The organism is Pseudomonas sp. NPDC090755, assembly GCF_044769005.1.
In the GTDB taxonomy this organism is placed as follows: domain Bacteria; phylum Pseudomonadota; class Gammaproteobacteria; order Pseudomonadales; family Pseudomonadaceae; genus Aquipseudomonas.
This window is the reverse complement of record NZ_JBIVXC010000020.1, coordinates 1-25,329: the sequence shown is the minus strand read 5'-3', so window position 1 is coordinate 25,329 and position 25,329 is coordinate 1. Positions and strand designations below refer to the sequence as shown.

Genomic DNA, 25,329 nt, shown 5'->3' with positions numbered 1-25,329 from the left:
AACGACGCCGGCCATGGTTCATGGGGCAGATCTGCATATAGTTTCCGGGTCGCCAAACCCGATCACCGAACATTCAGTGACCTGGCGAGCCTAGTGTGAAGGCCTTCCCCGGGCAAGCTACTGAGAGCGACAGACCGCGTAGGATAGGTCCTAGGACTCGCCACTGGCTAGACCCCAGCGCGTTACACGGCCGATGTCAGCGGCTGTCGCTCCCCGGCCAGCACCCCGTACCCCACCCGTGGCACGCCCTCCAGACGCTGCTCCACCAGGGCCTTCAACGACTCGCCCGTGCCCAGGTAGGCATCGCCAAAATCATGCCCGCCCAGTGCACTGGGGTGGGCCACCACCTCCAGCAACCCCGCATCCGGCGCCAGCCCCGCGCGCAGGTCCACCGGCGTGCATACGTAGTCCGCCGTGGCCCCCGCCAGCTGGCGCAAGCGGCGATTGAGCAAGGTCTTGAACACCCGCTTCACCGGTCCGATGTTGTGCCCCAGGTTGCGCGCCAGCCTGACCGGCACCCCGACACGCGCCGCAAAGCGGGCGACGATCACGCCGATCGGCCAGATGTTGTGCACGTGCTGGTGGGAGTCCAGGTGGCTGGGCATCAAGCCCAGGCACAGGCAGTGCTGCCACTGGGCGTGCAGTTCCTGTTCGACCGCCTCGCGTTCGCGCCGGCTCAGGCGCAGGGTGCGTTGTTTCAGGCGCAGGTCGAATTCGCCGCCGGGGGTGCAGAAGCGCGGCTCTTTGGCGATGGCTTCGCTCAAGGGCCGGCCAAAGGTCAGGTTGAAGTGCAGGCCCACCCGGCCCCGCAGGGCCGGCAGCTGGGCCAGGGTACAGGCGGCGGCGAACGCCGGCATGTTGGCCATGGCCGTGGCCGAGCTGATCAGCCCGGCCTGGAAGGCGTGGAGGATGACCGCGTTGGTGTGGGCGCTGAGGCCGAAGTCGTCAGCGTTGACTATGACCTGTGAGGGCATTCGAGTTCTCCGGTTCGGGAATCGGCTCGGCGGCGGGCGCCGGACGTGAATGACGCAGGCGTTGCAAGTACGGCTTGAAGCGTCGCCACGAGCGCAAGGCCAGGCCCAGGACGATGCCGTCCGGGCGCCAGCTGTAGAAGCTCAGGCGTTGTTGCTCAAGGTGGGCACTCATGCGCTCCTGCAACTGGTGGCTGGAATTGCTCAGGCTGACGCGCGAGGCGTCGACCCATTCCCAGCCCTCATCCAGGCCCCAGTGAATCCATTCTTCAAGCAGTACCCGGCCGCTGCCCAGATCAGCATGGGCAGGCACGAAGGCCAGGTTGTAGTCATAGACCCGTCCGTGCTCGAACACGCCCAGGCGGTAGCTGATGCAGCGCCCGCCCAGTTCCAGCAGAACCATGCGCACCAGGCCTTGTTCGGCCAGGGCGCTGAAGGCCTGGTACATCCATTGGCGGCGCAGGGTGCCGGAGAAAATGCCGACGTCGTCATCGCCTTTCCAGCTGGCGTCCTCGACATCGGCCACGGCATCGAGCAGGGTCTTGATGGTGCCGGCATCGGGTATCACCCGACGCACCTGGGCACCACAGGCGGCGATGCGCTTGCGCGCGCGGCGCAGTTTGTAGCGCGGGTCGCCGCTGATTTCCTGGCGGTCTTCGGGCACGATGCGATGCACCGGCACCTGGCAGCTCAGGCGCCGCTCGAAGGTGGAGCTGCGCCGTTGCCAGGCGCTGAGCAGGGCGTGCGGCGCTGTTTCGTCCGGTACTTCACTGAGCTGCAGCAGGGCATGGGGCAGGCGCTGGCGGATGGCCCGCAGCACCTGTGCCTCTGCGCCCGCCGGCAGGTCGGCGAGCAGGGCGATGCGGTCGCTCAAGGGGTAGCCCAGGTGGCGTACCACCTGAGCGTTCAACGGGCCGAAGCGTTCGCTGCCACGGATCAAGGGCAGGCACAGGCACAGTCGGCCCTGGTGGTGGCCGACCAGTACCTGCACGTGCTGGTCGGCGGGCAGGGCGGCTTCGGCGGCCTGCAACCAGCCCAGGTGGTTGAACGGTGTGCTGCCCGGCAGGCGTTGGCGCAGTTGCTCATAGGCGTCTGCGGGAAAACCGTCGGCGCGCAGCGAGGGGTACCATTTCAAGTCCATTTGCATAGGCTCAGGTCGCTGTGGCGGTGGTGGGGCTGGAGGCCGGTTTGCGCAAGGCGTCCAGGCGCGAACCGCTGTAGCGGGTTTCGCGGTAGAACTTCCAGCGGCCGAACAGGCAGTACACATTCATGATCCGCCCCTGCTCCTTGTAACCCATGCGCAGGTGCAGTTTCAGCGCCGGGATGTTGTGGTTCTCGCACACATCCACCACGGTGTCGCAGCCCTGGGCTGCCATGGCTTTCCACAGCTCCAACTGCAGGTCCACCGACAGCTCCGTGCCCCAGTACTTGCGGGTCAGCTCGCCGCCGAACTCGAAGAACTGACCCGGCTCCACCGGGAACCAGCAGCCGTAGAAGTGACGGTCGTGGTAGTGGCGCAGGCTGCCCCAGATAAAGGCCACCACATCGCCTGCGTCATCAAGGAACATAAGGCCGGTATGACCTTCGGCCGCCAGTTCGCGCATGGTGTCGACCCGGTCGCCGAAGTAGCGAGTGAAGGCCCCGGCATTGTGAATGGTGATGGTCTCGATCCGCAGCGGCGGGTAGGGCTTGAGGTTGTGCGGTGGCACAGGGCTGACCAGGTCACGCTCCATCCACAGCAGTTCCCAGTGATAGAACAGGTAACGTTTGACCCCAGCGCTGAGGGTGTTGCGTAGTCCCTTACGCTTTATGCGGTCCTGGATCTTGCTCAAAGCACTCATGGTGCCTCCTGTTTTCAGGTTGAGGTGCGCTTGCCAAGAAGCACTCCAGGTCAGGGCAAACAGGGTTTGCCCCGGCAGTTGAAATGAATGCGGCCTCGACACGGGCTCACGCCATGCACCAAGGCTAGCAACGCCGCTCTCACAGGCCATGGCACGTTGCAACAAATGTGGGAGCCGGCGAAGCCGGCGATGCGCCGCGCGGGCGGCGCTCGATCTCAAGAGCGGTAAAAACCTTACGGCGTACACCCACTGGGGTTTACTCCCTCTCAAGACCTGCACCTGGGTGTCGCCTGGTAGATCGCATCGCGAGGCAAGCTCGCTCCTACTTTGGGTTTTGCTAAAAGTATTCATGGTAGGAGCGGGCTTGCCCCGCGATGACATCTGTAGATTGTGCGATGGCGGCCAGGTGTTTGCCTTAAGGGTTGTGGCGCTATTTAGATCGAGCGCCGCCCGCGCGGCGCATCGCCGGCTATGCCGGCTCCCACATTTGTTGCAACGTGCCATGGCCTGTGAGAGCGGCGTTGTTAGCCTTGGTGCAACGCGAGAGGGCGTGTTGAGGGCGCTCATGATGATGCACTCCAGGTCAGGGCAAACAGGGTTTGCCCCGGCAGTTGGAAATGCACGCGGCCGTCATGGCAATCGTAGCTGGCATTGCGTGGGGTATTGTCCGGGCCGAACAGGTTGAGCACGCCTTGCGGGCACTGCGCGTTGTCCAGCGCCAGGCTGACCTGCTGGCGGCGCTCGCCCTTGTTCACCCCCAGCAGGCTGCGTTGCTTGCCACGGGCCATGGCCAGGGCGTCGACCTCGAAGGCGTCGTTGTCCAGCGTCAGCACCTGGTCAAGCCAGTGCTGCTGGATGAACTGCTGGGCCAGGCCGACCGGCTTGAGCTCGAAGTGGTTGTCGCCCAGTACCCGGACCATGCCCTTGGGCCATTCGGGCTCATCGGCGACATGGAACCAGTTGAGCATGTCGAGCAGGCCGTCCTGGGAGGCGTTGACCACCACCGAGGCCCACCACACGGCAGCGTAATGGGTGTTCTGGTCGTAGGGGCTCAGGCTGGAGCCGCTGGACAGGTTGGTCTGGTCCAGCAGCAGGGCTTTGTTGGGCCGGCCCCTGGCATCCAGGCCCACCAGCCCGGCGGCCTGGCGTACCGCGTCACGGTAGCTGCGGGTGGCCAGCAGGTCGCGGATCATCCATTCGTGCCAGGCCAGCGCGTCGATCTGCGCGCCGTGCTCCTTGAGCAGGCGCCGGGCCCAGTCCAGTCCGATGCGCTCGCGGCTGTTCTCATGCAGCGGGCCGTTGACCAGGCGAGAGCTGGCCGGCACGGCGATGCGCACCCCGGCCTCGCGGGCGCCGGGAAAGCGCTGCACGCGTTCGAGCATGTGCTGGAAGTAGCGACTGAAGCTTTCGTAGTCGTTGTAGAACAGATTCGGCTCGTCGGCGAAGGCGAGGTAGTGCAGGGTGTCGCCTTCAAGGGCGCGGGTGGTGCTCAGCCAGGCGTCCAGGCCATCGTTGCTGGTGCGGTCGGCGGCCAGTACCGATTGCCTGGCGGTGCCGCCGAGCAAGGTGATGTCCTGCTTGATTGGGTAGCGTTGCTGGTAGAAACGGCGGAAGGCGTCTTCGTACCCGGGTTTGCGCGCCAGCAGGTCGGAGAAACTGTAGTAGCCGGCGGCGCGGGGCTGCAGGGCGTCGAGTACCGCGTAGCTGGAGGGCGGCGGTAACACATAGGGCAGATTGACGCCCAGGCTTGGCGTCGGCCCCAGCACCTTGTCACCCAGGCGCAGCGCCACCTTGCCCTCGGCGTTGCGCAGTGGCCCCAGGTCCTGGGCGCGCTGGGCAAACAGGTTGGCGCTGCCATCGAGCCAGAACGCCACCTTGCCGCGGCCTTGCAAGTGCAGGCGGTAGGTCTGGTCGCTGCTGGAGACCGGCAAAGGCAAACGGTCGAACTGCCAATAGGCCGGCCAGGGCTTGAGCGCCAGGCTCAGTCGCTGCTGATCGCCCAGGCGCTGTACCTGCAGGCCACTGACGCCGCCATGGTACTTGCCGGCCAGGGTGGCCTGTTCGCCGGCGGGTACACGGAAGAACAGCTCGATCCCGGGCCCCACTTCGGCGCTGAAATGCACCTTGGCCGGGGCGAACAGGGCGCGGGTGCTGTCGCCGTGCTCGATGCGGTAGCGGCGGAAGCTGTAGCCAGGCACCTCCACCTGATAGAAGGCGGCGCTGGCGGCCAGCGGCCATTGCTGGCGGCCACGGACTTCCCTGGCCTGGATCTGCCGCTCAGCCTGCAGGTGGCCCTGGCCATCGAGCAGGAAGATACGCTCGGGGTTGGCGTCGGCCTGCCAGGCCGGCCGCCAGCTGAGGGTCAGGGTGTCGGCTTTGTCTGCTTGCAGGTACAGGCTGCCATCGCGCAGGTCGCTCCACTGCATCGACGCGGCCTGCGCCGAGGCACCGAGCAACAGGCCGCTCACCACCAGGCCAGGGCGTATCATGCCGGCCGCCGTTGCAGCATCTGGCGCAGTGGCAGCAGGTCGCTGGGCAAGACGATCAAGGTCTTCCACAGCGGTACACCACTGAGTTTGCCGTACAGCACGAGCATCGCCAGGGTCACCGCCAGGTAGGCGATGGACGAGGCCATGGCCGCGCCAACGATGCCGTAGGCCGGGATCAGGATGACGTTGAGCACAAGGTTCAGCGCCGCGCCTGCGCCCATCATCAGCGACACCGTGCCCGGGCGGTTCTTGCCCAGCAGGTCCAGGCGCAGGATGCTGGCGTAGCACAGGCCGAACAGCCCGGGCAGCAGGGCCAGCAGCGCCGGATAGGCCGGTTGGTACTCGGCGCCGAACAGGGTGACGATCAGCCATTCACCGATCAGCGCCATGCTCAGGCAGGCGCCGAGCATCACCGTGGCGGTCAGGCGCAGGGCCAGCGGGGTGAGCTTGTCCATGCCGGCGTCCTGTTGCAGCAGGCGCTTCATCAACGGGGTGGTCACCGCTTCCGGGACGATCAGCAAGAGTTCGGCCGCCGCGCTGGCCATGGCGTAATGGCCCAGGGCGGCACTGCCGAGCATGGCGCTGATGAACAGGTAGTCCGAGCGCAGGATCACTTGCTGGAACAACAGGTCCGGGTGGCTCTTGGCGCTGTAGCTGAGCAGTTCGCGCTGGCCGCTGCGGTCCCAGCACAGGCGGATCGAATGCTGGCGCCCGAGCCAGTACAGGCCCAGCACCACCACCAGGCTCAGGCCCAGCAGCCAGCTGATCAGCGCCGCTTCCAGCGCCGCGTTCTGCCACATCCAGAACAGGCCGACGAACAACAGCAGCGGCACCAGCGACTCGGTCAGGCGCAGGGCATTGAAGGCGCCGACGCCGCCGGTGGCGTTGTGCAGGGTCAACAGGCCACTCTTGAGCACGGTCAGCGGCACAGCGAGCAGCAACAGCCAGGCCAGCAGGCCGAGCTGGGTGGTGACTTCCAGTTCGGTGCCGAAGGTCCGCGCCAGGGCCACGCAGACCAGGGTCAGGGCGCCGGCCACCAGGCAGCCGAAGATCAGCACCTGGCTCAGCAGCAGGCCCATGGAGCGCTGCTTGGCCGCCTGGTAGCCGACAGCGGTGTTCAGGCCACCGCTGGTGGCTGCGCTGATCAGGTCGGGCAGGGTGCTGAGCAGGGCGAACAGCCCGCGCTCGCTGGGGCCGAGGATGCGTGCCAGCAGCACGTTGCGCAGCAGGCGCAGGGCAATCATCGCCAGGCGCGTGCCCATGCTCAGCAACAGGTGACGCAGGTAGCTGTTACGGCTCATGAGTGCCCTCCACGGCTGATCCGCCAGGCCAGCAGCGAGGGCCGACTGGCAGTGCGCTGGCTGACGCTGATGCGCGGTAGCGCCAACGGGTCGTCATGGCCCTGGCAGATCCCGGCCTGGGTACCCAGGGCAAAGGGGTAACGGTGCGCCCTGAGGCGTTCACGCACCCGTGCATCATGGTCGCCGTTGGGGTAGCAGTACACCGGCAGCGGCTGCTTGCAGCCTTGCTGCAGGGCGTAATGGCTGCGGGTCAGTTCTTCTTCCAGGCGCTGGTCGTCCAGCCCCGGTAGCAGGGCGTGGCTGGCACCATGGGGGCCGAAGCTGATCAGCCCCGAGTTCTCCAGCAGGCGCACCTGGTTCCAGTCCAGGGCCTGGGGCAGGGACTCGGCCGGGCAGGTGTCGGTCAACAGGTGCAGGGCCTGGGGCGGCAGGGACTTGAGACTCTGCAGGTACCGGGCCAGTACCTGGCTGCGGGCATGCTCGCGCTCGTTCATGAACCAGGCCGCCGGCAGTGGCCGGCCGATCTTGCGCAGTTGTTCGACCAGCGCGCGGCGCGGCACTTCACCGTGGCTGCCCCATAAGGTCTCGCCCAGGCTTTCCCACCAGAAGCGCTGGCGGCTGCCGATGTAGTCGGTGGACAGGAAGATGCTCGCCGGCACCTTGTACTGTTGCAGCAGGGGGAAGGCATTGAGGGCGTTGTCGCGCCAGCCGTCGTCGAAGGTCAGGGCGACCTTGGGCCGTTGCTGGCCACGCGGCTGTTCATGGACCTTGAGCAGGTCCATCAGGTGCACGCAGTCAAAATGCCGTTGCAGCCAGCGCAGCAAGCGCTCGAAGGCCTGGGGGCCGACACAGAGTTCATTGCGATGGGGCAGGGCCGCACTGCTGTCGTCGGCCAGCACCCGGTGCAGCATCAGGATCACCCCGGCGCCGCGCAGTTGTTGGCGGCCCTTGGGCGAGTTCAGGTAGAGCCAACCGCTGGCACGCTTGAGACTGGTTTTGATCGGCATGTCAGGCTCTCATCGGGTCTGGTCGGGGTTCCATTGGTTGTAGCTGTGCCCGCGCAGGAACTGCCACACACCGACGCTCATGCCGGCCAGGGTCACCAGCACGAAGGCGGCCAGGCGAAACGGCTTGGGCAAGCGCCGGCGTTCGTCCAGCAGGCCGGCCACGGCGATGGCGTAGCCGAGCAGCTGGGCGGCCAGGGTCAGGCGGTAGAAGCCGTGGTCATCGAGCAGCCAGAGGTTGGCCAGCAGCAACGGCAGCAACAGCACCGGGGCCAGGCGGCGGATCAGCTTGTGGCTGATCAGGGCGATGGCGTACAGGCCATGGCGCATCGGGTTGAGCAGCTCGCGCCGGGCAGCCAGGCTGATCAGGCCACCGACGGTGACGCGCTGGCGGCGGCTGAACTGACGGTCGGCCTCGTCCACGCCCTGGTCCAGCACCTGGGCTTCGTCGACATAGACCACGCGCTTGCCGGCCACCGGTGCACAGGTGTTGATATAGAAGTCGTCGTTGACCCGCGCCGGAATCGGCTGGTACAGCTCGCGGCGCAGGGCCTGCAGGGCACCGTCGGCCGAAACCGTGCAGCCGGTATGGCTTTCCAGCCGGCGCAGCCAGGCTTCGTAGTGGCGGTACAGGCTTTCACCCACACTCAGGCCCTTGCCTGCGACGGGGATGATCATCTTGCCGACGGTGCCCCCCACCTCGGGGTCGGCGAAGGGCGCCAGCAAGGCGGCCAGGGTGCCGTCGATCCAGTGCACATCGGCATCGGTGAACACCACGATATCGCCCGTGCACTGGCTGACCGCGACGTTGAGCACGCTGTTCTTGCCCATGCGCGGCAGGTCCAGGACCTGGATGCGCGGATCGTCGAAGCGGCGTGCCAACTCCACCGTGCGATCGCTCGAGCCGTCGCTGGCGACGATGATCTGCAGGCTGGCGGCCGGGCAGTCCTGTTCCAGCAGGTTGCGCAGTTTGTTGTCGATATTGCGCTCTTCATTGTGCGCGGCCACCACCACACTGACCCGTTGCGGCGCCAAGGGGCCGGGTTGGTGGCGACGGAACAGGGGCGCGGCGACGGTGAGCAGCAGCGGGTAGCCCAGCCAGGCGTAGAAGGGCAACAACAGGCACAGCCAGAAAATGAACTCAGCCACGGGCGGGCCTCCTTGCGTTCCAGTTGAACAGACTGAGCACGAAGGCCGCGCCGGCCAGGTGCAGGCGAATCCAGTGCAGGCCCCACAGTTGCAGGCTGAACAACAGGTCGTTGTGGCTCAGGCTTTGGCGAAGGCTCAGGGCCAGGGCCGGCAGGGCGCTGATCAGCAGCAGGAACAGCGCCACATGGGGGAAGCCGTCGAGCAAGGCCGACAGGGCCATGAAGTCCAGTGTCCAGGCGCCGACGGACAACAGCGGGAAGCGCAACAGGCGCAGGCTCACGCCATTGCTGCGCAGCAGCTGCAACTGACTGCCCTGGCGCCACATCTCCTTGCCCAGCCATTCGCCCCAACTGCCTTCGTAGCCCCAGTGCAGGGCGGCCGGCTCGCGCAGGGCCAGCAGCCGCGCGCCGGCATGGCCCAGGCGCAAGGTCAGGTCCTTGTCTTCACCGGTGCGCAGGTGCTCGTTGAAGCCGCCCACCTGCTCGAACCAGTGACGCTGCATCAGCAGGTTGGGGGTCGGCAGCCATTGCGCCCGGTGTTCATTGCGCCCGGCGCGCAGGGTGCGGCGCTGCCAGGCGCGGGCGAACCAGGGCGCCTGGCGCGGGGTGTCGCAGTCCAGGGCGAAGACATCGCCACGGTGGTCGGCGTGCAGCGCGAACAGCACCGTCAGCCAGTCTTGCGGGACTTCGATATCGGCATCGAGGAAGGCCAGCCACTCGCCCTGGCAGGCGGCCGCACCACGGTTGCGCAGGGCACCGATGGTCAGGCCCGGCAGGGTCAGTACCCGGGCACCGAGGCCGCGGGCAATCTGCGGGCCATCGTCGCGGGAGCCGTTGTCGACCACCACCAGCTCGCATTCAAGCCCGGCCGCCTCGGCGGCGTTTCGCGCCGACTGCAGGGTACGGCCAATGTGCCGTGCCTCGTTGAACATGGGTATGACGATACTGATCCGGCTCATGCCGCCTCCTGGGGCAGGCGCGCCCGCTCGGCTTCTAGGCGCAGGACACTGGACAGCGCGAGCATGATCCACAGGTACTTGTGGTTGGGCGCACTGAGGAACATCAGGAACAGACCGATGGCGAGCATGCTCATGCACAGGTGGGTGAGCATGTCGGCCTGCTTGTGGTTGCCCTGCTGCAACCACAGCCGCCTGGCGTACCAGAGGTTGTACAGGGCCAGGATCACCATGCCGGTGAACAGCAGGCCGGCCGGCACACCCACTTCACTGAAGATTTCCAGGTAGGTGTTGTGGGCCCGGCGGTACAGGTCGCCGACCTTGCGGTTGGCCGAGAACGCCTTGGCATAGCCGGTGGTGGCGTAGTGCAGGGGGAAGGTGCCGGGGCCGGAACCGAGCAGCGGGTTCTCGCGGATCATTTTGCTGCCCACGACGATGTAGGAAGAACGCCGGCCCAGCGAGTCGTCCTTGAAGGCGTTGACCCCGGACTTGAGGTAGGTCAGCGACTGGATGCGGGCAATGTAGGTGTCCGGCATCACCGCCACGGCGGCGGGCAGCAGGATCGCCAGCCCCAGCATGGCAAAGCCCAGATGACGCGGGCGCAGGCGGGCCACCTGTTCGCGGTAGTGGACCAGGACAATGCCCAGGCTGATCAGCAGCACCACCAGGCCCGAGCGCGAGTTTGTCTTGGTCATGCCGGCCAGCAACAGCAGGCAGCAGGCGATCCAGAACAGCCGCTGCAAGCGGTTGGGGCTGTTGAGCACCAGCCACAGCGCCATGGGCACGGCGATGGCGATGAGCATGGCGAATACGTTGGGGTCCGAGAGCAGGCCGGCGGCGCGGCCCTCGTCCTGGTACTTGGTGGAGAACATGGCCATGATGCAGGTCAGGCCGACACTCAGGGTCACCAGCCGGCACATCATCGCCAGGTTCAGATCGCGTCCGATCAGCAGGGTGATGGCGAACAACAGCAGCCCCACCGCCAGTTCACGGAAATGTCCAAGGGACATCTCGCTGCTGTCGCTGACCCAGAAACTCAGCAGGTACAGCGCCATAAAGCCCAGCAGCAGACGCCACATGGAGCTGCGCAGGCGCTCGCCGGGCAGTTGTCCGACCGCCAGTTGCAGCAGCAGCACCAGGGCCAGGGACGCGCCGATGACCTTGGCGGCCGACAGGTCGCTGTCCTTGAACAGACCTTCGAGCGGCACCACCGCGATGATCGCCAGCAAGCCCCAGGCCGGGCGCCGGTACAGTGCCAGCAGGCCGACCAGGCCGATGGCCGCACCGGGTGCCAGGTACGGGTAGGGACTGGCCAGCAGGGCGATGCCTGCAATCGCAAACAGACCGATCAACGACAGTGGAATGATCATGCGCAGGTCTCCGTGGCCGCGCCCAGGTAGACCTGGGCCCAGCGTTGCGCCAGCGTCGGCAGGTGAAAACGTTCGCGTTGGGTGTGGCGTGCCTGGGCGATCAGTTCGGCCGCCTGGGCAGGGTCGAGCAACAGGGCTTCGAGCTGCGCGGCCAGCTCGTCCACTGCCAGTGGCCGGGCCAGCAGGCCGCTGCGACCGTGCTCGATGACATCGGGAATACCGCCCACGCCGAAGGCCACCACCGGTACGCCATCCTGCATGGCTTCGAGCAGGATCATCGGCGTGCCTTCGGTGCGCGAGCTGATCACCAGGGCATCCAGGCGCGCCATCCACTTGCGCATGTCGCGTTGAAAGCCGGGCAGACGGATACGCGCGTTCAGCCCGGCGGCATCGATGCGGGCCTGCAGCAGGTCTCGCTGCGGACCGTCACCGAGCATCACCGCATCCAGCTGTGGATGGCGCTGGCACAGCGGGATCAGGGTATCGAGAAACAGGTCAGGGCCTTTCTCACTGCTCAAGCGCCCGACGTAGCCTGCCAGCCAGCGACCGTCGCCATGGCTCAGGTCGGGCAGGGCGATGGCTTCAGGCAGGCCGTTGGGGATGACCTGCAGCTTGTCCGGCGCAACACCGGCCCGACGCAGCAGCACGGCGATGCTTTCGGCCACGCAGACCACCCGGGCGATGGTGCGGGTGCGGCACAACTGCAGGGTCAGCCAGCCATACAGGCGCTGCTTGCGGCTGGTGGGGGTAAAGCCATGCTGGGTGCTGACCATCGGCAGGCGCCAGCGCCTGGCGGCCACCCAGCCGAACACCAGGCCCCTGAAGTTATGGGCATTGAGCAGCGGCCGCGAATGGCGTTGCTTGCCAAGCTCGGCCAACAGCGCCGCGAGGCCGTCGCAAGTCTGGCAGGCGATACCGGCGGCGCGAAACCGCGCCACCAGATCTTGCGGGGCCCCGAGGAACAGCACCTGGTGCTGTCCCGGGGTGGCCTGGCAGTGGTCCAGCAACATCCGTTCGGCACCGTAGAAACCACCGCTGCTCAGCAGGTGGATGATCGGCCGGGTCGGGGTCAGGGGTGCGTTCAATTGCGCACCCAATGCATCAACCGTGGCAGGGTCCAGCCGCTGTGCGGGTTGGGCGTTTCCGGGGTCTGGTCGTTGATCACCAGCAACACCGGCAGGTCCAGTTGATGGCCGATCTGCGCCGGATGCTTGAAGCGATGGTCGAAGAACTCACGCACATAGACCAGGGCAATGGCCAGCAGCAGGCCGGTGAGCATGCCGAACGGTACGATCAGCAGCGGCTTGGGAAACGCCGCTTCAGCAGGTTCGTAAGGGGCACTGAGGATCCGTGCGTTGGACAGGTCGCCCGCCAGCAGACGCTCGCCGCGTGCTTCTTCATAGCGCTGGGTGTAGGTGAAGAAGGCTTTGTGCAGGGCGTCGATCTCGGTGTCGAGCTGACGCGCCTTGCTCTGGGTTTCCTGCAACTGGTGCACGCGGCCTTTGTAGTCGGCGATGCGTTGGGTCTTCTGGGCGATCACGTCCTGGACCACGGCCAGGTCTTTTTCACGCTCCTTGATGCGGTTGGAGACGACCTTGAGGAACTGCTGGCGGGTCTTGGCGATCTGCTCGCGTTGCAGCACCATCTGCTCGCTGCTGGGCTGGAACACCGCCAGGTCGCTGACGTAGGTCAGCACCAGGGTGGTCAGTTGCTCGCCCAGTTGCTTGATCTCGCGGTCTTCGAACGCCACGTTGTCGACGGTGGTGGTGAAGGTGTAGGGGAAGGCGAAGTCACGCATGCCGGCGTTGCTGGCCGCGCTCAGGCTGGTCTTGAGGTAGTCCAGCCATTGCTTGCTTTGCAGCAGGCGATCGCGGTACAGGTTCAGCGCCTGTTCCTCGGTGTTGATGGCATTGAGGCGGAAGGTGATTTCTTCCTTGGGGTCGGACGAGCCGATGTTTTCGAGCATGCCCAGGCGTTTGCTTTCCAGATCATCCATGCGGGCCTGGTACTGCAGTTTCTTCTGCTCGTAGAACTCTTGCGGCAGCTCGTTCGATTGCAGGTTCTGGCGGTTTTTCAAGTAGTTGTCCAGCAGCCGGCTGACGAACAGGGTGCCCAGTTTCGGGTCGGGGAAACTATAGGTCACCGAGACCACGTTGGAGCCGGGCAGGGTTTCGATCTTCAGGTCCTTGATCGCCTCGTCGGTGAGGGTATCGAGCTGGGTATCTCGCACCGGGTCGACCTCAAGGCCGAACAGCGAACGCACCGGGTTGACCACGTACTCACGCAGCGGATTGACGATCACGCTCTTGATCGGGCCGAACACCAGGCGCTGCATCAGGCCCGGCGGTACCTCGTACTGGCCCTCGTCGCGCAGCTGGCTGATGGTCTGGCGGATCAGGGTCGGCGAGCGCAGGATGTTGCTTTCAGTCTCCATGTCGGCCAGCGACGGCGGGATGAACTTGTCGGTCTCCTGGGCCAGGGCGGTGTTGGTGTCGCTCTGGGACAGTTTCTTGGACTGGACGATGACCTCGGCCGTGATGTCGAAGCTCTGTTTGAGCACCAGGGGCAACAGCAGGGCAATCACTGCAAAGACCAGGAACACCCGCTTCACCAACTGGCGGTTGGCGAAGAAGATCCTGAAGAATTCATGCAGGTAGTTTTCTTTTGTGTTCATGCTCATTCACCCGCCTTGAATTAGTCGTCGCTGTCTTTGTTGTCAACACGGTAGGCAAAGCTGAAACCGAAGCCCTGGAACAGCACCACATCGGCCAGTTGCCGGGCCAGGTCACCGGCGCTGGCCAGTTTGGTCTTGGGCACGTAGAGCATGTCGTCCGGTTGCAGGTAGGCCACTTGCGCAGCGCTGGCATCCAGGGCCTTGTCGACGTTGTAGGGGAAGGCCTGCACCTGGTTGCCACTGCGGCGCAGGATCATCACCGAGTCCAGCCGCGCCTTGATGTTCGGGCCGCGGGCCAGGGTCAGGGCTTCGAGCACCGAAATCGGCCGACGGATCGGGTAGGCGCCGGGCTGGCCGACCTCACCGAGCACATAGACCTCGTTGGCCGCGGTGGACTTGAGCATCACGTCCACGGTCATGCGCCCGGGCAGGCTGGCGTAGCGGTTGTTCAGGTAGGTTTGCAGTTGATTGACCGTCATGCCTTGCAGCGGCACCGAGCCGATTTCCGGAAAGCTGGCCTGGCCGTCGGTGCCCACGGTGATTTCCCGGCTCATGCCGGTGGCGGGGTGGTTCAGGGCACTCTTGAGGTTCTGCTCGTTGGTCAGCGGGCTGATCACCTGTACCGTCAACTGGTCGCGGTTGGGTTGGAACAGACTCTTGTTGCGGTAGGCCTGCTGGATGGTGCGGCGGGCCTGGTCGGGGGTCTGCCCGGCGATGTTCACCGAGGTGTTGGCCCGTGGCAGTTCGATGCTGCCGTCGGGCAGCACCAGCTGGTTGCCGTTGAGCGAACTGGCCGAGAGAAACGACAGGCCCACGGTGTCACCCGGCTGAATGCGGTAGGCATCGGAGCCGCTGGTGCTGATATGGAAGATCACATCGAGTACATCCTGTGGTCGCAGCACCTGCTCACGGCGCGGCAGCTCGGTGTCCTGGGCATTGGCCGGGGCGGCCGTCATGATCTGCACCGGCATTTGCCGGGATTCCTGGGTGGCGCAGCCGGCCAGGGTCAGCAGGCACAGCGCGAACGATGTGTATTTCATGGAAAGCTCCTGGGCTGCTGGCCTCAAAGGTTGTTGTACAGCCACTTGGGCATGTAGTACTTGCGCCGGTTGAAGACGCTGCCGATCAACCGCGCACCGGCCTGGGTCAGGCGCTGGGCCGCCGCCTGGGCCGCCTCCCAGCGGGTCTCCTCGGCGCACACCACCAGGATCACGCCATCGACCAGGGTACCGATCACCAGGCTGTCGGCGCTGGCGTAGACCGCCTCGCCGTCGATCACCACGAAGCGATAGTGCTCGCCCAGGTGGCGCAGCAGGACCTTGAGCAGGTCGGGGTTGAGCCGCGCCTTGCCGCGTCGGTAGGTGCCGGCGGGCAAGACGTCGAACGGCTGGTCGGACAGGCGCACGATGCAGTCCTGCATCAAGGGCGGGGTGTCCTGGTCGAACATCAGGTCGTTGAACCCGCGCAGCTTGTGCAGGCTCAGTTGCTGGCTGAGGTTGTTGCCGCTTGGGCTGCTGTCCACCAGCAATACCGGGCCGCCGCTCATCAGCGCCAACTGGCTGGCGAAGGCCAGGGCACTGGTGCTGGTGCCGCTGCCGGTGTTGGCAGCAGTCAGCAACAGGATGCGCTGGTCCTCGTCGAGCACGGTGGACGTCAGGTTGGTTTCGCTCGGGGTGGCGATGGTCAGACTTCTTGAAGTAGAACCGTCCATTCAACTTGCTCCGTGGCCGCTGAAGACTTTGAACGGAGTCTTGAAGAGGATTTTCAGGTCCAGCAACAAGCTCTGTTCGTTGATGTAGCTCAGGTCCAGTTCGACGCGCTGGTCGAAGTCGATATTGCTGCGGCCGCTGATTTGCCAGAGGCCGGTCATGCCGGGGTAGATGCTCAGGCGCGCAAGGTGGTTGTCCTTGTAGCGATAGGCGTTGAACGAAGTGGGGCGAGGTCCGACCAGGCGCATATCGCCGAGCACCACGTTGAACAGGTTGGGCAGTTCGTCCAGGCTGCTGCGCCGCAGCCAGTGGCCGATGGGGGTGACACGCGGATCCTTGTCGATCTTGAAATCGATGGAGTCGGCGCCGTGTTTATTGAGGTGGCGCACCGAGTCCTTCAAGGCTTCGGCGTTGGCCACCATGGTGCGGAACTTGTACATGCCGAAGGCGCGGCCGCGGTAACCGGTGCGTTTCTGCACGAAGAACACCGGGCCCGGGCTGCTCAGCTTGACCAGTACGGCCAGCACCAGCAGCAGCGGCGAGATCAGCGTGAGGATGCACAGTGCGCCGATGCAGGCCAGTACCCGGTTGGTGCGCGACAGGGTCCAGGGACGCCCGCCGGCACGGCCGGTCATCCAGCCACGGCCCTGCATGTGGATCGCCGCGTCAATGCGTTGGCGATGTGCCGGGTCCATGCGTTTGTCTTGATGCAGTGCCTGCAGTTGCGCACTTTTAGGTTGTCCTGTCATACCGCCCTCCATTGATGCTCGGGTGTTGGCCCGGTGACCCGCATGTCGTCCCTGGCAAGGTGCGGGTAGTACTGATGAAACCAGGCAATAAAGCGCCCGAGGCCTTCATCAAGTGAAATACGTGGGGTGAAGCCGGTGACCTGTTCCAGGCTGCTGGCATCGGCGCAGGTGGCCAGCACATCGCCGGGCTGCAGGGGCAACAGTTCGATCTCGGCCTTGCGCTGCAGGTGTTTTTCCAGCAGGGCAACGTAGTCGGTCAGCTCCACCGGGCGTTGGCCGCCGATGTTGAACAGGCGCCAGGGCGCGTGGCTGCTGGCAGGGTCGGGCTGCTCGCGGTCCCAGTCCGGGTTGGCCCGGGGCGCCAGGGGCACAAGGCGCACCAGGCTCTCGACGATGTCGTCGATGTAGGTGAAGTCGCGCTGGTGCCGGCCATGGTTGAACAGCTGGATCGGCCGGCCTTCGGCAATTGCCCGGGCGAACTGGATTGGCGACATGTCCGGCCGGCCCCAGGGACCGTACACGGTGAAAAAGCGCAGGCCCGTGGCCGCGATGCCGAACAGGTGGCTGTAGCTGTGGGCCATGGCCTCGTTGGCTTTCTTGGTCGCGGCGTACAGCGACAACGGATGGTCCACCGCGTCCTGGACCCGGTACGGGGTGTGCTGGTTGGCGCCGTAGACCGAACTGGACGAGGCATACAACAAGTGCTGCACAGGATGGCGGCGGCAACCTTCGAGGATATTGAGAAAGCCGCACAGGTTGCTGTCGATATAGGCCCGCGGATTTTCCAGGGAGTAGCGCACCCCGGCCTGGGCCGCCAGATGGATCACCACCTCGGGTTGCTCGCAGGCAAACAGCTCGGCCACGCCGGCGGCATCGTTGAGGTCCAGGCGATACAGCGCGAAGGGGCGGGCCTGGGTTGACACCCAGCGCACCCGGTCTTCCTTGAGCGTCGGGTCGTAGTAGTCGTTGAAGTTGTCCAGGCCGATCACGTCGTGGCCATCCTGCAGCAAGCGCAGGGTGCAGTGAGCCCCGATGAAACCGGCGGCACCGGTGACCAGTATCTTCATGGTGCCGGTACTCCCGGCAGTACTTGTCGCAGGCCGATACCGCTGTAGCTCAGGCCGTAGGTGGCCACCTGGTCGGGGTTGTAGAGGTTGCGCCCGTCGATGATCACCCGGCTGCGCAGCTTCTTGGCCAGCAGGGCGAAGTCGACCACGCGAAAGGTCTTCCACTCGGTGCAGATCACCAGGGCGTCGGCGTCTTCCAGGGTGTCGTCGCGGGTGGCGCACAGGCGCAGGTCGTTGCGGTAACCGTAGATACGCCGGCATTCGGCCATGGCTTCCGGATCATAGGCGCACACGGTCGCACCCTCGGCCCACAGGGCCTCCATCAGGTAGCGGCTCGGCGCTTCGCGCATGTCGTCGGTATTGGGTTTGAACGCCAGGCCCCAGAGCGCGATGGACTTGCCGGCCAGGCTGCCGGGCAAGTGCTGCTTCAATTTGCCGAAGAGGATCTGGCGCTGGGCGTCGTTGACCTCGCTGACACTCTGCAACAGACGCAGCGGCATGCCGCTGTTCTCGGCGGTGTGCAGCAGGGCACGCAGGTCCTTGGGAAAGCACGAGCCGCCAAAGCCGCAGCCGGGGTAGATGAAGTGATAGCCGATGCGCGGATCGGAGCCGATGCCCTTGCGCACGGCCTCGATGTCGGCGCCCAGGCGTTCGGTGAGGTTGGCCAGCTCGTTCATGAAGCTGATGCGCGTGGCGAGCATGGCATTGGCCGCGTACTTGGTCAGCTCGGCGCTGCGGTTGTCCATGAACATCAGCTTTTCATGGTTGCGGCAGAAGGGCGCGTAGAGCTCGGCCAGCTGGTCATGGGCCTGCTCGTCGGCGGTGCCGACGATGATCCGGTCCGGGCGCATGCAGTCGGCCAGGGCGCTGCCTTCCTTGAGGAACTCGGGGTTGGAGACCACCCGGACCTTCAGATTGTCCTTGGCCAGGTGCTGGAGTTCTTCCCGCGCCAGCTGGGCGACCTTGTCGGCGGTGCCGACCGGTACGGTGGACTTGATGATCAGGGTGCGGTCGGCGTCCATCAGCCCGGCAATCTGCCGGGTCACCCCCAGCACATGGGACAGATCGGCCGAGCCGTCTTCATCGGGCGGGGTACCGACAGCGATGAAGATCAGCTCGGCATGAGCCACTGCATCACTGGCCTGGGTGCTGAACAGCAAGCGTCCTTCCTTGATGTTCTCTTCGAGCATGCTCGACAGCCCAGGTTCGCTGATCGGTGGAACACCCTGGCGCAATTGATTGATCTTGTGGGCGTCAACATCGACGCACAACACACGGTGACCTACGTCTGCCAGGGCAGCAGCTTGTACAAGACCGACATAGCCGGTGCCAAATACGCTCACGTCCATGTCGGCGTGCCTCGTATGGAGTAATGAGAATGAAACAGGTGTGAAGAGGGTATAGCCCACCGGTGAACGGTTGTGTCAATCAAATGGCATGTTTCGTCGGATTTACAGTCGCTACAAAATGGGCTTTTTGCCATCAAGCCTTTTGAAATCCGTACCTTAGCGAATTCGGGCAGTGGCAATTGGCCGCTTGCCAAAACGATGAACGGTCATGAGCCCCTAAAAACGTGGCCTGTAGGAAGGGTGTTGTTTCACGAATGCAACGCTTTCTCGTTTTCTGCCTGTCAGAATTGGCGCACGTAAGTTGAGTCATATTATTGACGTATTCGGGTTTGCGCTTTGTGACAGCACTGCTAACGTGGAAGGAGCCCGGGACGTAAAAGGGCCTATTTGCGAGGGAGCCATGCGCCGATATTTCAAGGAATTGCTGCTCGTCCTGTACCTGCTCAGTCACTTTCCCTACTACCTCGAACGCATCCAGGCCATCGGCCCGGGGCCGGCGCTGGTGTTGTATGGCGGGGTGTTCGTGTTGCTGGTGCTGGCCTTGCTGCTGTGCGCCAGTATTCGCCAGGGTTGGTTACGTTGGGGGTTTGCCCTGGTGTTTTCGGCCAGTGCGCTGTTTTTCGATGCCTACACCCACATCACCGCCGATTACCTGACCTACAGCGCCTTTATCTCCATGGTCTATTCCGGCGGCTTCATCGGCGAGGCCCTGGCGCAGTACCACAGCGTGATCCTGCAGAGCCTGGGACGTACGCTGCTGTTGCTGCTGGGGCTGGGCCTGCGCCCCCGGCGCGAGTTGCCGGGGCCGGCGCTGCTGCCCCTGGCCGCGCCGCTGCTGGCCATCGCGCTGTTGACCACCATCCTGTTCGTGCGCGCAGGCGAGGGCGCCCGTGGCCTGCCGATCATGTACACGCCGCTGGCCTACCTGAACCTGATGGCCTACGAATCGCTGAACAACCATGTCGGCCCGCGCGAACCCGTGACCCTTTCGCGCAGCGGGCCGGTGCTGGCCCGTGACATCGTGCTGATCATCGATGAAAGCGTCTCGGGCAACTACCTGGACCTGAACACCGCCCAGGGCGTGCGCAGCCACCTCAACCAGGCACAGCCCGGCGCGCGCATCTTCAACTACGGCTACGCCGCCTCGATCGCCAACTGCAGCGCCGACACCAACGTCACCCTGCGCTACGGCGGCACCCGCAGCGATTACCTGCGCATCAATTCGACCCTGCCGTCGATCTGGCAGTACGCCAAGGCGGCGGGCCTGGGTACGGTGTACATCGATGCGCAGCGTACCGGCGGCAGCCTGCAGAACCTGATGACCCAGACCGAGAAGCGTGACATCGACCAGTTCATCCAGTTCGATGACACCCCGGTGCAAGACCGCGACATGGCGGCAGTGGGCACGCTCATCGAGCTACTGGGCGATGACAAGGCGCAACTGATCGTGATGAACAAGGTGGGCGTGCACTTCCCGGTGCACGACAAATACCCCGATGCGTTCATGGCCTACCAGCCGGCCTTGCCCCGCGGGCAGTACGCCGATATCACCGACACCGGTCGGCGTGACGGCTTCAGCGGGCAGCCGCAGGATTGGGTGCTTTACCGCAATTCCTACAAGAACAGCCTGTTGTGGAACGTCGGCGAGTTCTTCAATCGCCTGTTCGCCCGGGCGGACCTCAGCCAGGCCGTGCTGATCTATACCTCCGACCATGGTCAGGACCTGCACGAGCGCGGCAATCCTGGTTTGAACACCCATTGCGACAGCGACCCGGTGGAAGAAGAGGGCCTGGTGCCGCTGGTGGTGATCCAGGGCGAGCAGCTCAAGACCCTGGACTGGGATGCGGCGCTGGCCGGCAACAAGGACCGCTCCAGCCACTACAACATCTTTCCGACCCTGTTGCAGTTGCTTGGGTTTGACCCGGCCGGCATCACAGCGGTCTATGGGCGCTCACTGGCGGTGCCGACCGAGGACGACTTCAGCTTCAACACCCGCTTCAACGCGCGGCTGGGCGCGGAGCCGGTGTTCAAACGCATCGACCTGGGCCAGGTGGTGACGCCGGACGCGGGGGTGACGAGCGAGCAGATGCCGGTGGGCAAGGCCGATTGAGCGTGGTTCTTATGGCACCCGGGCGTGCAGGGCGCGGAAGCTGTCGGCTTCCTCCACCAGCCAGTCGTGCACGGCCCGGGCGCCTGGGTGAGTCAGGCCGCCGGGCGGGTAGTGCAGCACGTAGCGCTTGTGATTGGCGATCGGCAGGCCGAAAGGCACGATCAGGGTGCCACGCTCCAGCTCGTCATTGAGCAGGGTGCGCCGGGCAATGGCCACGCCGATGCCGGCGATGGCCGCTTCGATGGTCAGGTGGTTGCGGTTGAAGGTATGGCCGCGGCGCACGTCCAGGCCGGCGGCGCCGATGCCTTCCAGATAGAACTCCCACTCCGCATATTCGGAACTGCCGCGCCAGGCGGTGATGTCGTGCAGCAACGGATAGTGCGCAAGGTCGGCAGGCCCGTGCAGGGGCGGACGGCCGCGCAGCAGCGCCGGTGAGCACACCGGAAAGATCTGCTCGTCCAGCAAGGGGGTGGAATGCATGCCCGGGTAGCTGCCGTCGTTGAGGTCGATGGCGAGGTCAAAGTCGCCCTCGCGCAGCGCCTGGCTGCTGTCTTCGGCTACCAGGCGCAACTGGATGTCCGGGTAGCGTTGTTGCAGGCGCGGCAGGCGTGGCGTCAACCATTTGGCCAGGAACGAGGGGATCGAGCGCAGGCGCAGGGTGCCGCGGATCTCGCCGGCGTCCAGGCGCCGCAGTTCGGCATCGATGTTGCCGTAGGCTTCGCTGACCGTCTGCGCCAGGCGCTGGCCTTCGGCGCTGAGCTCCACGCCGCGGGCGCGACGCAGGAACAGGCGAAAGCCCAGGCGCTCTTCCAGTTGGCGGATCTGCTGGCTGACCGCCCCCGGCGTGATGTGCAGTTCCTCCGCACAGCGGGTGAACGACAAGTGCCGCGCCGCACAGGAAAACACATGGAGCCAGACATACATCTGGCCATTCATTTGCCGTCTCATCGTTTAGTTCTACTAAAGGCTTGCTTAGAAAGTTTCGTTGGTCAATGCCACGGTGACCGGGCAGTATCGCGCAACTTCGCGAAACCCTTCAATTTTTTCACAGCACGGCAGGGCGACATTCGTCGCTTGAGTGTGCAGGCATTAGCATGGCTATCAGTGTTTTCGACCTTTTCAAAATTGGCATCGGGCCTTCCAGCTCCCATACCGTAGGCCCGATGCGGGCGGCTGCCACCTTCGCCCAGGCCTTGCGCGAGCAGGGTTTACTGGCCCAGGTGAGCCGCCTGGAGGTGCGTCTGTATGGCTCGCTGTCGGCCACCGGCGTCGGTCACGCCACGGACCGGGCCTGCCTGCTCGGGCTGATGGGCGAGTGGCCGGACCAGATCGAGCCCCGTAGCATCGAGTCGCTGATCGGCCAGTTGCAGGACAGCCAGGTGCTGTTGCTCGACGGCAGCCAGCCGGTGCCCTTCGATTGCGCCCGTGATTTGCTGCTGCTCGACGAAAGCCTGCCCTATCACCCCAACGCCATGACCCTGGAAGCCAGCAGCGTCAACGGCTCCTTGTTGCAGCAGACTTACTATTCGGTGGGCGGTGGCTTTATCGTCGAAGCCGGTGAGATCGGCAGGGTGGCCAGCACCGATCAGGTGCAGTTGCCCTACGATTTCGACAGCGCCGCCCAGTTGCTCGCCCTGTGCAAGCAGCACCAGTTGCGCGTGAGCGAACTGATGATGGCCAACGAGCTCGCCTGGCGGCCTGAAGCCGAGGTCCGCAGCGGCCTGCTCACGCTCTGGGCGGCCATGCGCGAGTGCGTCGACAACGGCCTGCGCAATGAGGGCATCCTGCCTGGCGGGCTGCAGGTCAAGCGCCGCGCCGCCAAGCTGCACCGCAGCCTGCAGGAGCTGGGCAAACCCAATGTCATCGGCTCGACCCTGAGCGCCATGGAATGGGTCAACCTGTTCGCCCTGGCGGTCAACGAAGAGAACGCCGCCGGTGGGCGCATGGTCACCGCGCCGACCAACGGCGCGGCGGGGATCATCCCGGCGGTGCTGCATTACTACATGAAGTTCAACCCGGATGCGTGCGACAACGACGTGGTGGATTTTCTCCTCAGTGCCGCCGCGGTAGGCATCCTGTGCAAGAAGAACGCCTCGATCTCCGGCGCCGAAGTGGGCTGCCAGGGCGAGGTCGGCTCGGCCTGCGCCATGGCGGCGGCGGGGCTTGCCGAGGTGCTCGGGGCCACGCCCATGCAGCTGGAGAACGCTGCCGAAATCGCCCTGGAGCATAACCTGGGCCTGACCTGCGACCCGGTCGGCGGCCTGGTCCAGGTGCCGTGCATCGAGCGCAATGCGATTGCCGCGGTCAAGGCCATCAATGCCGTGCAGATGGCCCTGCGTGGCGATGGCGAGCATTTCATTTCCCTGGACCGGGTGATCCGCACCATGCGCGATACCGGCGCCGACATGCACGCCAACTACAAGGAGACCTCGCGCGGCGGCCTGGCTGTCGCCTTCGTCGAGTGTTGATTGAGCATCGCTGGCTACGCCAGCTCCCACACCGGCCTGGTTTGCACAGGGGATTGTGGGAGCCGGCATAGCCGGCGATGGCGGCGCAGCAGCCCCTGTTTCACCAAGCAGCAAAGCAGTTCGTTCATAAGCAACAAAAACAACTACAAGGCAATATCGATGACTGATGTAAATAGCACCACGACCATTCGTGTGGAATCGGCTGCCCCTGCGCAAGGCAAGGCCTGGAACCGCCACGACACCACCTGGGTCCTGGGCCTGTACGGCACCGCCATCGGCGCCGGTACCCTGTTCCTGCCGATCAACGCCGGGGTAGGGGGCTTCTGGCCGCTACTGATCCTGGCGCTGCTGGCCTTCCCCATGACCTTCTACGCGCACCGCGGCCTGACCCGCTTTGTTCTCTCGGGTAAGCGCGGCGCCAGCGAAGACATCACCGAGGTGGTCGAAGAACACTTCGGCGTCGGTGCCGGCAAGCTGATCACGTTGCTGTACTTCTTCGCCATCTTCCCGATCCTGCTGGTGTACAGCGTCGCCCTGACCAACACCCTGGGCAGTTTCATGGAGCACCAGCTGCACATGACCCCGCCACCGCGGGCCCTGTTGGCCTTGCTGCTGATCTGCGGCCTCATGATCGTGGTGCGCAGTGGCCAGGGCATCATCGTCAAGGTCATGAGCCTGCTGGTCTACCCCTTCGTCGCGGCCTTGCTGTTGCTGGCCCTGAGCCTGATTCCCAACTGGAACGGTGCGTTCTTCGCCCAGGCCAGCGAAGGCATGTCCATGGACCTGTTGATCAAGACCCTGTGGCTGGCGATTCCGGTGATGGTGTTCTCCTTCAACCATTCGCCGATCATCTCGGCGTTTGCCGTCGACCAGAAACACCGCTACGGCGAACAGGCCGACCAGAAAAGCGGCAAGATCCTCGCCAGCGCCCATGTGATGATGGTGCTGACGGTGATGTTCTTCTGCTTCAGCTGCGTGCTGGCCCTGAGCCCGGCTGATCTTGCCGCGGCCAAACAGCAGAACATCTCGATCCTGTCGTACCTGGCCAACCACTTCCAGACCCCGGTGATTGCCTTCGTCGCCCCGCTGATTGCCCTGGTGGCGATCACCAAGTCGTTCCTGGGCCACTACATCGGTGCCAGCGAAGGCTTCCAGGGCATGATCATCAAGAGCCTGCGCAGCCGTGGCAAACAACTGCCGGCCAAGCGCCTGGAGCAACTGACCGCCTTGTTCATGGTGCTGACCTGCTGGGCGGTGGCCACGCTCAACCCGAGCATCCTGGGCATGATCGAGAACCTGGGCGGCCCGGTAATCGCCTGCCTGCTGTTCCTGATGCCGATGTACGCCATGCACAAGGTGCCGTCCTTGCGCAAATACTCGGGCAAGGTCTCCAACGTCTTCGTGGTGCTGATCGGCCTGATCACCTTGTCGGCGATCCTCTATTCCTTCCTCGCCTGATGCCTTAGTGTAGGGACTCCGTGCCAGGCCTCAGGGGCCTGGCCGCTGTCAAGGAAGCCTGCACCGATGACCGATTCGACCGTCCACGCCGAACTGGGCGAGATCCCCTACAGCGTCAACCTGTCCGCTGGTGTGAACCAGTGGCTTGCCGATGAAAACCAGGCCCTCGGCGGTCGCGACAGCGGCCCCAACCCCCATCAACTGTTGCTCTCGGCCCTGGGTGCTTGCACCGCGATCACCCTGTCCATGTATGCCCGGCGCAAGGCGTGGCCGTTGCAGCATATCCATGTGCAGCTGGATATCACCCGGGAAGAGAAAACCACGCCCATGGACACCGCGATCAAGCGGGTGATCGAACTGCACGGCGATCTCGATGCGAGCCAGCGCGAGCGCCTGCTGGGCGTGGCCAATGCCTGCCCGCTGCACAAGCTGCTCAGTGGCAACATTGTCATTGATAGTCAGTTGGGTGATTGACCTGACACGGGGGTAGCCGCTCCCACAGCGCAGTCGATCGCAGCCTGGCGGCAGCGGCTACGCGTTGGCACTGAAGACGGTGAGCATATCCATTCGCTACGGCGGCCCCGCCGGCTGGTTTCGCCTTTACGGCGACCCACTTTTGAAGGCAAAAGTGGGCAAAACCCGTGTCCCTGCATCCGGCCCTTCGC

General features: G+C 64.8%; 21 protein-coding genes. 4 read left to right on the top strand and 17 right to left on the bottom strand.

Translation table 11 applies throughout. The features are described 5' to 3' along the window. Positions 1–182: 182 nt before the first annotated feature. From ACIQUS_RS22980 to ACIQUS_RS22905, 16 genes are all read right to left on the bottom strand, one after another. Positions 183–974, bottom strand: a complete 792-nt coding sequence (locus ACIQUS_RS22980) for a ChbG/HpnK family deacetylase (RefSeq protein ID WP_403051958.1) — start codon at positions 972–974, stop codon at positions 183–185. Continuing rightward, positions 946–2,118 (bottom strand): GNAT family N-acetyltransferase, encoded by a 1,173-nt coding sequence (locus ACIQUS_RS22975; RefSeq protein ID WP_403051955.1) that lies wholly within the window; start codon positions 2,116–2,118, stop codon positions 946–948. Before ACIQUS_RS22975 ends, ACIQUS_RS22980 begins: the two co-directional genes overlap by 29 nt. 4 nt (positions 2,119–2,122) lie before the next feature. Continuing rightward, entirely contained in the window at positions 2,123–2,812 is a 690-nt protein-coding gene (locus tag ACIQUS_RS22970; RefSeq protein WP_403051952.1) for a GNAT family N-acetyltransferase, read from the bottom strand. 563 nt (positions 2,813–3,375) lie between these two features. Further along, positions 3,376–5,301, bottom strand: coding sequence for a hypothetical protein (locus ACIQUS_RS22965; protein WP_403051949.1), 1,926 nt, complete (start codon positions 5,299–5,301; stop codon positions 3,376–3,378). After that, positions 5,298–6,602, bottom strand: a complete 1,305-nt coding sequence (locus ACIQUS_RS22960; protein ID WP_403051946.1) for an oligosaccharide flippase family protein — start codon at positions 6,600–6,602, stop codon at positions 5,298–5,300. Before ACIQUS_RS22960 ends, ACIQUS_RS22965 begins: the two co-directional genes overlap by 4 nt. Then, on the bottom strand, positions 6,599–7,609 hold the full coding sequence (locus ACIQUS_RS22955; protein WP_403051943.1) for a polysaccharide deacetylase family protein: 1,011 nt from the start codon (positions 7,607–7,609) through the stop codon (positions 6,599–6,601). Before ACIQUS_RS22955 ends, ACIQUS_RS22960 begins: the two co-directional genes overlap by 4 nt. Before the next feature lie 9 nt (positions 7,610–7,618). Then, positions 7,619–8,755, bottom strand: a complete 1,137-nt coding sequence (locus ACIQUS_RS22950; protein WP_403051940.1) for a glycosyltransferase family 2 protein — start codon at positions 8,753–8,755, stop codon at positions 7,619–7,621. After that, positions 8,748–9,713 carry a glycosyltransferase gene (locus ACIQUS_RS22945; protein ID WP_403051937.1) on the bottom strand — a complete coding sequence of 322 codons (966 nt, stop codon included), beginning with the start codon at positions 9,711–9,713 and terminating at the stop codon, positions 8,748–8,750. The genes ACIQUS_RS22950 and ACIQUS_RS22945 overlap by 8 nt, the downstream gene beginning before the upstream one ends. Next, on the bottom strand, positions 9,710–11,080 hold the full coding sequence (locus ACIQUS_RS22940; protein WP_403051934.1) for an O-antigen ligase family protein: 1,371 nt from the start codon (positions 11,078–11,080) through the stop codon (positions 9,710–9,712). The genes ACIQUS_RS22945 and ACIQUS_RS22940 overlap by 4 nt, the downstream gene beginning before the upstream one ends. Next, complete coding sequence (locus ACIQUS_RS22935; protein WP_403051931.1) at positions 11,077–12,165, bottom strand: glycosyltransferase family 4 protein; 1,089 nt, start codon at positions 12,163–12,165, stop codon at positions 11,077–11,079. The genes ACIQUS_RS22940 and ACIQUS_RS22935 overlap by 4 nt, the downstream gene beginning before the upstream one ends. Beyond that, positions 12,162–13,754 carry a GumC family protein gene (locus tag ACIQUS_RS22930; RefSeq protein WP_403051928.1) on the bottom strand — a complete coding sequence of 531 codons (1,593 nt, stop codon included), beginning with the start codon at positions 13,752–13,754 and terminating at the stop codon, positions 12,162–12,164. Before ACIQUS_RS22930 ends, ACIQUS_RS22935 begins: the two co-directional genes overlap by 4 nt. 20 nt (positions 13,755–13,774) lie before the next feature. Beyond that, positions 13,775–14,794, bottom strand: a complete 1,020-nt coding sequence (locus ACIQUS_RS22925) for a polysaccharide biosynthesis/export family protein (RefSeq protein ID WP_403051925.1) — start codon at positions 14,792–14,794, stop codon at positions 13,775–13,777. 23 nt (positions 14,795–14,817) lie between these two features. After that, complete coding sequence (locus ACIQUS_RS22920) at positions 14,818–15,465, bottom strand: CpsD/CapB family tyrosine-protein kinase (protein WP_403051922.1); 648 nt, start codon at positions 15,463–15,465, stop codon at positions 14,818–14,820. Continuing rightward, positions 15,466–16,212 (bottom strand): sugar transferase, encoded by a 747-nt coding sequence (locus ACIQUS_RS22915; protein ID WP_403051919.1) that lies wholly within the window; start codon positions 16,210–16,212, stop codon positions 15,466–15,468. Then, positions 16,209–17,279, bottom strand: coding sequence for an NAD-dependent epimerase (locus ACIQUS_RS22910; RefSeq protein WP_403051916.1), 1,071 nt, complete (start codon positions 17,277–17,279; stop codon positions 16,209–16,211). The genes ACIQUS_RS22915 and ACIQUS_RS22910 overlap by 4 nt, the downstream gene beginning before the upstream one ends. Next, a complete protein-coding gene (locus ACIQUS_RS22905; RefSeq protein ID WP_403051913.1) occupies positions 17,276–18,628 on the bottom strand; it encodes a UDP-glucose dehydrogenase family protein in 1,353 nt (450 codons plus the stop codon). Before ACIQUS_RS22905 ends, ACIQUS_RS22910 begins: the two co-directional genes overlap by 4 nt. Before the next feature lie 400 nt (positions 18,629–19,028). Between ACIQUS_RS22905 and ACIQUS_RS22900 the strand changes: the two genes are divergently transcribed. Then, positions 19,029–20,738, top strand: coding sequence for a sulfatase-like hydrolase/transferase (locus ACIQUS_RS22900; protein WP_403051910.1), 1,710 nt, complete (start codon positions 19,029–19,031; stop codon positions 20,736–20,738). Between the two features lie 9 nt (positions 20,739–20,747). Here ACIQUS_RS22900 and ACIQUS_RS22895 read toward each other — a convergent pair whose 3' ends face one another. Then, positions 20,748–21,686, bottom strand: coding sequence for a LysR substrate-binding domain-containing protein (locus ACIQUS_RS22895; protein WP_403051907.1), 939 nt, complete (start codon positions 21,684–21,686; stop codon positions 20,748–20,750). Between the two features lie 146 nt (positions 21,687–21,832). On the opposite strand from ACIQUS_RS22895, the gene ACIQUS_RS22890 reads away from it, so the two are divergent. The 3 genes from ACIQUS_RS22890 to ACIQUS_RS22880 all read left to right on the top strand — a co-directional run bounded on the left by ACIQUS_RS22890 (position 21,833) and on the right by ACIQUS_RS22880 (position 25,138). Continuing rightward, positions 21,833–23,206 carry an L-serine ammonia-lyase gene (locus tag ACIQUS_RS22890; protein WP_403051904.1) on the top strand — a complete coding sequence of 458 codons (1,374 nt, stop codon included), beginning with the start codon at positions 21,833–21,835 and terminating at the stop codon, positions 23,204–23,206. Between the two features lie 159 nt (positions 23,207–23,365). Continuing rightward, complete coding sequence (locus ACIQUS_RS22885) at positions 23,366–24,664, top strand: serine/threonine transporter (protein WP_403051901.1); 1,299 nt, start codon at positions 23,366–23,368, stop codon at positions 24,662–24,664. 66 nt (positions 24,665–24,730) lie between these two features. Further along, the gene (locus tag ACIQUS_RS22880) at positions 24,731–25,138 is read left to right on the top strand and encodes an OsmC family protein (RefSeq protein WP_403051898.1); all 408 of its coding nucleotides are present in this window, start codon (positions 24,731–24,733) and stop codon (positions 25,136–25,138) included. Positions 25,139–25,329 lie beyond the last annotated feature (191 nt).